At 66.7% G+C, this 9,048-nt stretch carries 11 protein-coding genes and 1 pseudogene; 8 read left to right on the top strand and 4 right to left on the bottom strand.

Annotated features, from left to right (window positions below; translation table 11 throughout):
* The 4 genes from ACWELQ_RS28470 to ACWELQ_RS28455 form a co-directional block, all read right to left on the bottom strand.
* Positions 1 to 869 (bottom strand): serine hydrolase domain-containing protein (locus ACWELQ_RS28470; RefSeq protein WP_452400111.1); only part of this gene is annotated, 869 nt, incomplete at its 3' end.
* Positions 870 to 1,072: 203 nt separating this feature from the next.
* The gene (locus tag ACWELQ_RS28465; protein ID WP_452400110.1) at positions 1,073 to 1,681 is read right to left on the bottom strand and encodes a hypothetical protein; all 609 of its coding nucleotides are present in this window, start codon (positions 1,679 to 1,681) and stop codon (positions 1,073 to 1,075) included.
* A 132-nt stretch (positions 1,682 to 1,813) separates the two neighbouring features.
* Positions 1,814 to 2,224, bottom strand: a complete 411-nt coding sequence (locus tag ACWELQ_RS28460; RefSeq protein ID WP_452400109.1) for a CD225/dispanin family protein — start codon at positions 2,222 to 2,224, stop codon at positions 1,814 to 1,816.
* A 123-nt stretch (positions 2,225 to 2,347) separates the two neighbouring features.
* Positions 2,348 to 3,112 (bottom strand): IclR family transcriptional regulator, encoded by a 765-nt coding sequence (locus tag ACWELQ_RS28455; RefSeq protein WP_452400108.1) that lies wholly within the window; start codon positions 3,110 to 3,112, stop codon positions 2,348 to 2,350.
* Positions 3,113 to 3,162: 50 nt separating this feature from the next.
* On the opposite strand from ACWELQ_RS28455, the gene ACWELQ_RS28450 reads away from it, so the two are divergent.
* From ACWELQ_RS28450 to ACWELQ_RS28415, 8 genes and pseudogenes are all read left to right on the top strand, one after another.
* Positions 3,163 to 3,402, top strand: coding sequence for a thiamine-binding protein (locus ACWELQ_RS28450; protein WP_452400107.1), 240 nt, complete (start codon positions 3,163 to 3,165; stop codon positions 3,400 to 3,402).
* Positions 3,395 to 3,781 carry a helix-turn-helix domain-containing protein gene (locus ACWELQ_RS28445; RefSeq protein ID WP_452400106.1) on the top strand — a complete coding sequence of 129 codons (387 nt, stop codon included), beginning with the start codon at positions 3,395 to 3,397 and terminating at the stop codon, positions 3,779 to 3,781. The genes ACWELQ_RS28450 and ACWELQ_RS28445 overlap by 8 nt, the downstream gene beginning before the upstream one ends.
* 116 nt (positions 3,782 to 3,897) lie before the next feature.
* Positions 3,898 to 5,271 carry a nucleobase:cation symporter-2 family protein gene (locus ACWELQ_RS28440; RefSeq protein WP_452400105.1) on the top strand — a complete coding sequence of 458 codons (1,374 nt, stop codon included), beginning with the start codon at positions 3,898 to 3,900 and terminating at the stop codon, positions 5,269 to 5,271.
* A 109-nt stretch (positions 5,272 to 5,380) separates the two neighbouring features.
* Positions 5,381 to 5,878, top strand: a complete 498-nt coding sequence (gene uraD, locus ACWELQ_RS28435) for a 2-oxo-4-hydroxy-4-carboxy-5-ureidoimidazoline decarboxylase (RefSeq protein ID WP_452400104.1) — start codon at positions 5,381 to 5,383, stop codon at positions 5,876 to 5,878.
* Positions 5,866 to 6,210: a hydroxyisourate hydrolase gene (gene uraH / locus ACWELQ_RS28430; protein ID WP_452400112.1), complete on the top strand. Its 345-nt coding sequence runs from the start codon at positions 5,866 to 5,868 to the stop codon at positions 6,208 to 6,210. Before uraD ends, uraH begins: the two co-directional genes overlap by 13 nt.
* A 6-nt stretch (positions 6,211 to 6,216) precedes the next feature.
* Complete coding sequence (gene pucL, locus ACWELQ_RS28425; protein WP_452400103.1) at positions 6,217 to 7,122, top strand: factor-independent urate hydroxylase; 906 nt, start codon at positions 6,217 to 6,219, stop codon at positions 7,120 to 7,122.
* Between the two features lie 82 nt (positions 7,123 to 7,204).
* Positions 7,205 to 8,581: a nucleobase:cation symporter-2 family protein gene (locus ACWELQ_RS28420; protein ID WP_452400102.1), complete on the top strand. Its 1,377-nt coding sequence runs from the start codon at positions 7,205 to 7,207 to the stop codon at positions 8,579 to 8,581.
* Positions 8,582 to 8,734: 153 nt separating this feature from the next.
* Positions 8,735 to 9,048, top strand: a pseudogene (locus tag ACWELQ_RS28415) (hydroxypyruvate isomerase); the annotation flags it as partial.

The raw sequence follows: 9,048 nt of genomic DNA, 5'->3' as shown, positions 1-9,048 counted from the left end.
TGCTTGGCGGAGAGGAGTTCTCCCTTGCCGAGCGCGCGGACCCAGCGGCCGACGTCGGTCACCGTGGAGTTGAGATTGCCGCTGTGCACGAAAGCGGTGGGGTTCCAGTTGGTGGCGTCCTCGAAGACCTTGCGCTCGGTGGTGTAGCCGTGCAGCACCGGCTCGTCGATGCGCGCGGTGAGCACCACCTCGGAGTCGCGCATGCGCAGCGGATCCAGCACATAGCGGCGGATCAGGTCGCCGAGGGGTTTGCCGGTGGCTTTCTGCAACACCTCGCCGAGCACGACCAGATCGCTGTGCGCGTACGCGAAGCTGGTGCCGGGGTCGAACAGCGGCGGTCGAGCATTCGCCAGGTCGAGCAGCTCTTGGCCGGTCCAGGTGTGGAACGGGTTGTCGGCGAAGCGTTTCAGGAACTCCGGGTCGGTGACATAGTCGGCGATGCCGGAGGTGCTGTCGGCCAGCATGCGCGGGGTGATGCGATCGGCGCGCGGGAAATCCGGCAGCCAGCGGTTGATGGTCTGGTCCAGGCCCACGACGCCCTGCTCGTCGAGATGCCAAAGCACCGTCGAGACCATGGGCTCCATCGGCTGACCCACGCGTAGCCGCATGTCAGAGGTGGCGGGCACGCCCAGCGGTGAGTCGCCCACCGCGCCGAGGGCGAGTTGCTCGTCACCACGCCACACTCCGAATACGGCCGCGCTCAGGCCGAGTTCGCCCAGCTTTCCGCGCACGACGTCGGTGATCTGGGCGGACTCGGGGGAGGCCGTCGGCTGAGATTTGTGATCCTCGCTCGATCCGCAGGCGCTGAGGGCCACGGCGAGCGCGATGGCCAGCGCCGCGCACACCCGTTGCCGAGAAGACTCGCTCATCACCGTGACTCCCTTGCCTAGGCAAACGGTTCTATCGGTGTCCGTCCGGAATCTACTAGATCAAACCGATCGGTACGTCTGATCGAGTTGATGCGGCGTGCGCTTCCCGTGCCGGCCGTCCTGGACGACCGGCGACGGTGCGAGCTGTGCGCATTGCTGGAACTTGTGGTCGCGCAATGGAATTCAGGCTGGCGACCGGCGCGTCAGAGGGGTGGTTGCTCTGGTGTCGGGGCGGGGGTGACGAATCCGTCGACCGCGCCCACGGCCGCGCCGACTCCCGCGCCGAGCGCCGCGAATGGGGCGGCGACCATGGCGTAGCCCAGTGCCGCGCCGACGACCGGGACGACGACCAGGCCGATGGGGGCGAAGGGGAGGCCGGCGATCAGGCCGGAGACCACGCCGATGACCGCTCCGGTGCTCGCGATCGGGGCGGCGGCGGTGGCTCCGACTGCCCCGCCGACCGCGGCGTCACCGATCACTGTTTTGGCGATGTGTGTCGCGCGCGCCGGGTCGAGACCGGCCGCTTCGAGCGATTGGGTCAGGGCGGTCTCGGCCCCGGCGGCGGTCGCGTTGATCTGCTGGGTTTGCTCGGCGGTGAGCCAGAAGGGCTGCTCGAGCTGAATGGTGCCGATGCGGATCTGCGAATCGGGGATATCGGCCGCCGGTTGGGTGGCCGGGACTGATACCTCGTCGGCCAGGGCGGGGGTGGTGCCGAGTAAGGCGAGGGTCAGGGGGAGGGCCGCGGCGACGGCGAACCGGGACACGCGGTGAGAGATGGGGCGAACCGGGCGGGTGGGCTGCTCTGTGCCCATAGGGAACCTCATTCCGAAACATCGATGCCTACCGCAGCTTGATTCGAAACGGGAGCCCATTCGGATATGTGCCGAACCCGCCAATGTGGAAATGAGTGTGGCCCAGGAACTTTCGTTCCCGGGCCGCAAGCGCTACGGGTGAACCATGCGCGGGCCGCGCCCGCCGCCGCCCCAGCCGCCACCGTGGTGATGATGCCCGTGATGCAGCATCACCAGCATGAACACGACGTAGAGCACCGTGAACACGACGAACAGCGCACCGCCGATCCACAGCGAGAGGATGCCGAGGTAGCGAGCCCGCTGCGAGGCATGCCGCGCCCCGTCGGCGTCACCCTCGCTCCACAGCGGGAACACATTGAGCGCGTGGGTGAACGCCGAGAACGACAGCGGCCAGAAGAACAGCAGGGAAGCGACGGCCCAGCCGATATTGTTGGCGGGCCGGACCGGCGCCGGTGGCTGGGCAGTAGCGGGTGCCGCGGTCGCCGCGGGTATCTCGGTTGTTCGGGGCTCGTCGGGCGTAGCGCCGGGGTCCGGGGTCGTCATGGCGGAATCCTTTTCGAATTGCCTGGTCCGCGAGTTTTCGCGAGCTCTATGCGTCGATTACGCACCCGGTGCCTGGCAATCGACGGTGAACCGCCGGTGAGATAGCTGCGGGCTATCGGTGCGCTACTGGAGGTCGCCGGACAATGCCTCGGCCACCTCGGTCAGCAGCGGCGCGGCCCGGTCGACCAGCTCGTCGGTCATCCGCCCCGCCGGACCGGACACCGAGATCGCGAGCCGCGCCGGTGCTTTGGGCACCGCCACCGCCACGCAGCGCACGCCCAGCTCCTGCTCGCCCTCGTCCATGGCGTACCCGACCCGGGCGGCCTCGGTCAGCTGCCGGGCGAACTCGTCCGGCTCGGTGATGGTGGAGTCGGTGTAGCGCGGCATTCCGGTGCGCGCCAACAGTTCTCGCGTCAGGTCCGGCGGCGATCCGGCCAGTATCGCCTTGCCCACGGCCGTGCAGTGCGGCAGCGCGCGGCGGCCGACCTCGGTGAACATGCGCATGGAGTGCCGCGACTGCACCTGTGCCACATAGACGATCTGATCCCCGTCCAGCATGGCCATGTTCGCGGACTCGCCCAGCTCGTCGACCAATCGCTGCAGATGCGGCCGCGCCAGCACCGCCAGCATCTGCGAGGAGCTCTCGCCGAGCTTGATCAGCTTGGGGCCCAGCACATATTTGCGCGTCGGCTCCTGATGCAGGTAGCCCAGATCGACGAGGGTGCGGACCAGCCGATGAATGGTGGGCAGCGGCAGCCCCGACTGGGTGGCGAGCTGCGACAGCCCCATCATGCCGCCCTCGTCCGCCATGAGTTCGAGCAGACCGAAGGCGCGCTCGATGGATTGCACGCCGCCGGTACCGGCCTTGGGTCCCTTTGCTGCGGGCACTCCAAGTCCTCCTTCACTTTTCCGAATGCCGGAATAGTAGCCTGAGCCCCATGCGGCTACGCGCGGAGTTCACGACCGAACCGTTCCATGGCGAAGGGGAGGCGCCGCCGCATGCGCTGGCGGCCCTCGACCTCGCCGAATCGGCCGGTCTGGAATGCGATTTCGGTCCGCTCGGCACCTCGGTGGCCGGGACGGACGACAAACTACTGCCGGTGCTGGGCGAGATCATGGTGACCGCCTTCGCCCACGGCGCGACGAGAGTGACGATGCAGGTCGAGACGGATGACTGAACGTTCGCCGGGCGAGGCGCACCCGGTGCTGGTGACCCTCGCCCCGATTCTGGAGAAGACCGGCGGCCGCCTGGTGGCCCCGGAAAAGGCCGCCGCCGATGACATTCCGGTGGTCTGGGAGGGCGAGACGCTGGCCTGCGTGCGCTTCGGCGCGCCAGAACCTGACACTCTCGGCGGCCTGGAGAAGATCCTGGAGGACGTGGCCGTCGAACTGGGCGGTCCGTTGACCGGGCTGCCGCGCGCTGACAAGCAGCGTGCCGTGCGATTGCTGGAAGAGCGGGGCGCGTTCACCTTCCGCAAGTCCGCGGAGACGGTCGCGGCGGCGCTGGGCGTCACCCGCTTCACGGTCTACAACTACCTCAACCGGGAACGGGCCTAGCGACCCAATCGGCCGACAGATATATATTCAACGGATTGTTGACCCTGCTTTGTGGTGCGTGCCACTGTTCTCGTCTAGCGGAATGACCCTTCCGCTGTCCGAGAGAGGTAGCGCCAATGGAGACGAGCCGCGCGGCTGAAGCACCCGGCCGACATCCGGTCGATGTCGTACCCCCGCCGTTCCAACTGGTGGCCGGCGGCCTGCAGCACATCGCGGCCATGGTCGCCGGGGTCGTCGCACCGCCCCTGATCGTCGGCGCGGCAGTCGGTTTGAGCACTCCCGAAACGGTCATGCTGATCACCGCGAGCCTGTTCACGGCCGGTCTGGCCACGCTGTTGCAGTCGCTGGGCTGGTGGAAGTTCGGCGCGCGGCTGCCGCTGATCAACGGCGGCTCGTTCGCCGCGGTCGGCCCGATCCTGGCCATCGCCAAGGACGCCGCGCCGGGCAAGGCGCTCCCGGTCATCTTCGGCGCCACCCTGGTGGCCGGTGCCATGGCCGTCTTCGCGGCCCCGTATTTCTCACGGCTGCACCGGTTCTTCCCGCCGATCGTCGGCGGCACGGTCATCTCGCTCATCGGCCTGTCGCTGCTGCCGGTCGCGCTCGGCTGGATCAGCGGTGCGGGCGAGGGGGCGATGGGTGAGGCGCACGTGCCGATGAAGAACCTGGCCGTCGCCGCGTTCTCGTTGGTGGTCGTGCTGCTGTGTCACCGATTCCTGAAGGGCTTCGGTCGGCAGCTGGCCCTGCTGATCGGTCTCATCGCGGGCTCCCTGCTGGGTTGGCCACTGGGACTGCTGGATACGGCTCCCGTGCGCTCCGCGGCTCTGGTCGGCTTCATCCCGCTCTGGCACTTCGGCGCGCCCGAATTCCAGATCGGCGCGATCGTCTCGCTGTGCATCGTGATGCTCGTGGTGATGACCGAATCCACCGCCACCATGATCGCGCTGGGTGAGATCGTGGAGCGCCCGGCCGAGGAACACCACATCGCGGGCGGCCTGCGCGCCGCGGGCATCGGCACCATGCTGGCCTCGGTGATGGGCGGATTCGCCTGCGGCGCTTTCGCGCAGAACGTCGGCCTGGTCGCGCTGACCCGCATGTACAGCCGCTTCGTCGTGGCGGTCAGCGGCGCGCTGCTGGTCCTGCTGGGCCTGTTCCCGGTGGCGAGCGCGGTGGTCGAACTCGTCCCCAAGCCCGCCCTCGGCGGCACGGGTCTGGTCTTGTTCGGCACGGTCGCGGCCAGCGGCATCCGGACCCTCGCCAAGGCCGATCTGGGCGACCCGATCAACTCCCTGATCGTCGGCGTCTCGCTGTTCATCGGCATGACCCCGACCGTGGCCCCGTCCTTCTACGCCGGTCTGCCGGGCCCGTTCTCGATCATCCTGGCCTCGGGCATCAGCGCGGGCTGTGTGACGGCTCTGGTGCTCAACCAGCTGTTCAAGAACCGAGCCAGCAATGTTCTGGCAAGTGCAAAACCGGCTTGCGAAGCGCCCTGACCAGCAGTTTCCGTATATTTTCAACAAAATGTTGACTAACTGTTGTGGCCCGTGACACGCTTCACCCGTAGCGGAATCACCCTTCCGTTATCCGAGAGAGGTAGCGCCAATGGTGACGTTGGTCGAATTCAATTCGACAGCGAGTGAAGAACTCTTGCCGGTCCTGCTGACCTGCTGTGACGCCCCGAGCTGGGCGGACGGCGTGCTGGCGGCCCGGCCCTACGCCGATATCGACGGCGTGCTGGCCCAGGCCGACAAGCTGGCCGGAGCCCTGCCGGCCGACGAGGTCGACCGCGCACTGTCGGCACACCCCCGCATCGGCGATCGGGTCCAGGGCAGCGACACCCACTCCGCGTGGTCGCGTCAGGAACAGTCCGGCGTCAGCCAGGACGAATCCGTGGCCGCGCAGCTGCTGGAGGGCAACCTCGCCTACGAGAAGCGTTTCGGACGGGTCTTCCTGATCTGCGCGACCGGCCTGTCGGCCGAGCAGATTCTGGGCAGCCTCACCGCGCGCCTCACCAACGATGACGCGACCGAGGCGGCCGTGGTCGCCGAGGAACTCCGCAAGATCGCCGTTCTCCGACTGCGAAAGGTATTCGACGCGTGAGCACCATTACGACGCACATCCTCGACTCCGCGCTGGGCAAGCCCGCGGCCGGCGTCGAGGTGCGGCTGGAGCAGGTCACCCCGGTAGCCCGGGACGTGGCCGCGGGCAAGACCGATGACGACGGCCGGATCAAGGATCTCGGCCCCGAGGGTCTAGAGGCCGGTAACTACCGCCTCACCTTCGACATCGAAAGCTACGCCGCCGCAACGAATCAGACGTACTTCTACCCGTCGGTCTCGATCACTTTCAAGGTCGCCGGGCAAGCGGGCGAGCACTACCACGTGCCCCTGCTCATGAGCCCCTTCGCCTATTCCACCTACCGAGGAAGCTGAACTCACATGGCAATCAAGCTGGGACAGAACCAGTACGGCAAGGCCGAGAACCGCGTCGTGCGCGTCTACCGCGACACCCCGCGCCACCAGATCCGCGATCTGAACGTCTCGACCTCGCTGCGCGGTGAGTTCTCCGACGCCCACATCACCGGTGACCAGGCCGACGTGCTGCCCACCGACACCCAGAAGAACACCGCCTTCGCCTTCGCCAAGGAGAAGGGCATCCACTCCATCGAGGAGTACGCCCTCACTCTCGCGGATCACTTCATCTCCCGGGCCCCCACCGCCACCGGTGCGCGCATCGAGGTCGAGGAGTACTCCTGGGATCGCATCGAGGTCGACGGCCAGCCGCACGATCACTCGTTCGTGAAGTCCAACCAGGGCATCCGCACCACCGTGGCGAACGTCGACGGCGTCGGCCCGGATCGCGTGGCGCACATCGTCTCCGGCGTGAAGGACCTCGTACTCCTCAAGAGCACCGGCTCGGAGTTCCACGGCTTCTTCAAGGACAAGTACACCACCCTGCAGCCGACCAACGATCGCATCATGGCGACCTCGCTGGTGGCGCAGTGGCGCTACAACCACACCGACGTCGACTGGGACAAGACCTACGACGCCATCCTGAAGGTGCTGCTGCGCCAGTTCGCCGTGGTGCACTCCTACGCGCTGCAGCAGACCCTCTACTCGATGGGTCGCGCCGTGCTCGAGCAGTTCACCGAGGTCGCGGAGATCAAGTTCTCGGCCCCGAACAAGCACCACTTCCTGGTGGACCTGAGCCCCTTCGCCCTGGAGAACCCGGGCGAGGTCTTCATCGCCGCCGACCGTCCGTACGGCCTCATCGAGGCCACCGTCGAGCGTGACGACGCGCGCGACGCCGGTAATGCCTGGACCGCCATCCCCGGCTTTTGCTGATCAGCACCGCGCTGAGTTCTTCTTCGTACAGCTAGTAGGAGGTGCGGCGATGGGTGATAGCCATAGCCGCGTGGAAGTGACCGTGACTCGTCCAGAGGACCAGCGTTATTCGCTCTGGCAGTCCCTGGTCTACGGAACTCAGCACATCCTGACGATGTACGGCGGTGTGATCGCACCGCCGCTCATCGTGGGAGGTGCGGCCGGGCTCTCGGCGTCGGACATGGCACTGCTGGTGACAGCGGGCCTGTTCGTCTCGGGTCTGGCGACACTGCTGCAAACGCTCGGCATCGGGCCGGTCGGCTCCAGATTGCCGATCGTGCAAGGTATTTCGTTCGTCAGCGTCTCGACGATGGTCACCATCGCGCAGGAGGGCGGGCTGCGGCCGGTCTTCGGCGCGATCATCGTCGCGGGTGCGATCGGCCTGGTGCTGTCCAGTTTCTTCGCGAAGCTGGTCCGCTTCTTCCCATCCGTGGTGACGGGAACGATCATCACGGTGATCGGACTCTCGTTGCTGCCCACCGCATTCCGGTGGGCGATGGGCAACAACGCCAAGGCCGCCGATTACGGCTCGATGGGCAATATCGGCTTCGCGGGGCTGACCCTGGTCATCATCCTGGTGATCAGCCGCCTGTTCCAGGGCGCGATCTCGCGGCTGTCGATCCTCATCGGCCTGGTGATCGGCACCATCATCGCCGCGGCGACCGGCCACACGGACTTCTCCGGGGTCCGCAAGGCCGACATCTTCGCGCTGCCGCCGATCATGCACTTCGGCAGCCCGACCTTCCAGGTCGGCGCGATCGTGTCCATGACCATCGTGATCCTGGTGATCATGGTGGAGACCACCGCCGACGTGCTCGCGATCAGCGAAATCGTCGGTACCGAAGCCGATTCCAAGCGGGTGGCGGCCGGTCTGCGGGCCGACATGCTGTCCTCGGGTGTGGCTCCGGTGTTCGGCAGCTTCCCGTGCTCTGCCTTCGCGCAGAACGTGGGGCTGGTCGCGCTCACCGGCATCAAGAGCCGATTCGTGGTCGCGACAGGCGGTGTCGTGCTGGCGCTGCTGGGCCTGTTCCCCGTCGTGGGAGCCGTGGTGGCCGGGATTCCGTATCCCGTCCTCGGCGGCGCGGGCATCGTGTTGTTCGGTTCCGTTGCGGCGAGCGGTATTCGCACGCTGGCACGGGTCGACTTCACCGACAACCTGAATATGGTCCTGGTGGCCGTGGCGGTCGGAGTGGGCGTGATTCCCATTGCCGCACCGACATTTTGGGACAAGTTCCCGACCGGTATCGGAGTCGTCATGCACTCCGGCATCTCGGCGACAGCCATCGCGGCGATCGTGCTGAACCTGGTGTTGAACGAGATCAAGCGTGGAAACAAGCCCGGCGCTTCGGTGTTCGCGGCGGCCGATGATGCGAAGGACGAACTGGGCGATCGTCTCGAGGACGACATCCGCCCCTCGTAGGTCCGCACAGTACTGGCTAGTAGCTCCCGGGACTCCTTGACGGGATTGTTCTGGGAGCATTAGCATTTTCATATCCCAGAAAAACATTTCCGCATTGCGGAAAATAGGGCAGAAGCTCGTAAGACGCTCTGCGGAAACGACTGGAGGGATTCCATGACTCACTCGCTCAACTACGCGGTCAACTGCTCGCTGCTGTTCACCGAGCTGCCGATCCTGGAGCGCGCCGCCGCTTCCAAGGCAGCGGGTTTCGACGCCATCGAATTCTGGTGGCCCTTCGCCGAGGCCGTCCCGGCCGACAAGGACGTGGACGCGTTCGTGGCGTCCGTGCAGGACGCGGGCGTGCAGCTGATCGGGCTCAACTTCTTCGCCGGTGACATGCCCGGCGGCGACCGCGGCCTGGTGTCGTGGCCCGCTCGTGCCGCGGAGTTCAAGGACAACATCGACGTGACCGTCGGCATCGGAGAGCG

The organism is Nocardia sp. NPDC004722, from assembly GCF_053601505.1.
Note: the sequence above shows the minus strand (reverse complement) of the source record. Positions and strands in the feature narration are given on the sequence as shown.

What these genes read in the sequence shown, in the direction of transcription:
- ACWELQ_RS28440 (WP_452400105.1), top strand. Translation starts at nt 3,898, where the DNA reads ATGGAGACGAGCCGCGCGGCTGAAGCACCCGGCCGACATCCGGTCGAT.
- uraD (WP_452400104.1), top strand. Translation starts at nt 5,381, where the DNA reads ATGGTGACGTTGGTCGAATTCAATTCGACAGCGAGTGAAGAACTCTTG.
- ACWELQ_RS28460 (WP_452400109.1), bottom strand. Translation starts at nt 2,224, where the DNA reads ATGACGACCCCGGACCCCGGCGCTACGCCCGACGAGCCCCGAACAACC.
- ACWELQ_RS28450 (WP_452400107.1), top strand. Translation starts at nt 3,163, where the DNA reads ATGCGGCTACGCGCGGAGTTCACGACCGAACCGTTCCATGGCGAAGGG.
- ACWELQ_RS28445 (WP_452400106.1), top strand. Translation starts at nt 3,395, where the DNA reads ATGACTGAACGTTCGCCGGGCGAGGCGCACCCGGTGCTGGTGACCCTC.
- ACWELQ_RS28465 (WP_452400110.1), bottom strand. Translation starts at nt 1,681, where the DNA reads ATGGGCACAGAGCAGCCCACCCGCCCGGTTCGCCCCATCTCTCACCGC.
- pucL (WP_452400103.1), top strand. Translation starts at nt 6,217, where the DNA reads ATGGCAATCAAGCTGGGACAGAACCAGTACGGCAAGGCCGAGAACCGC.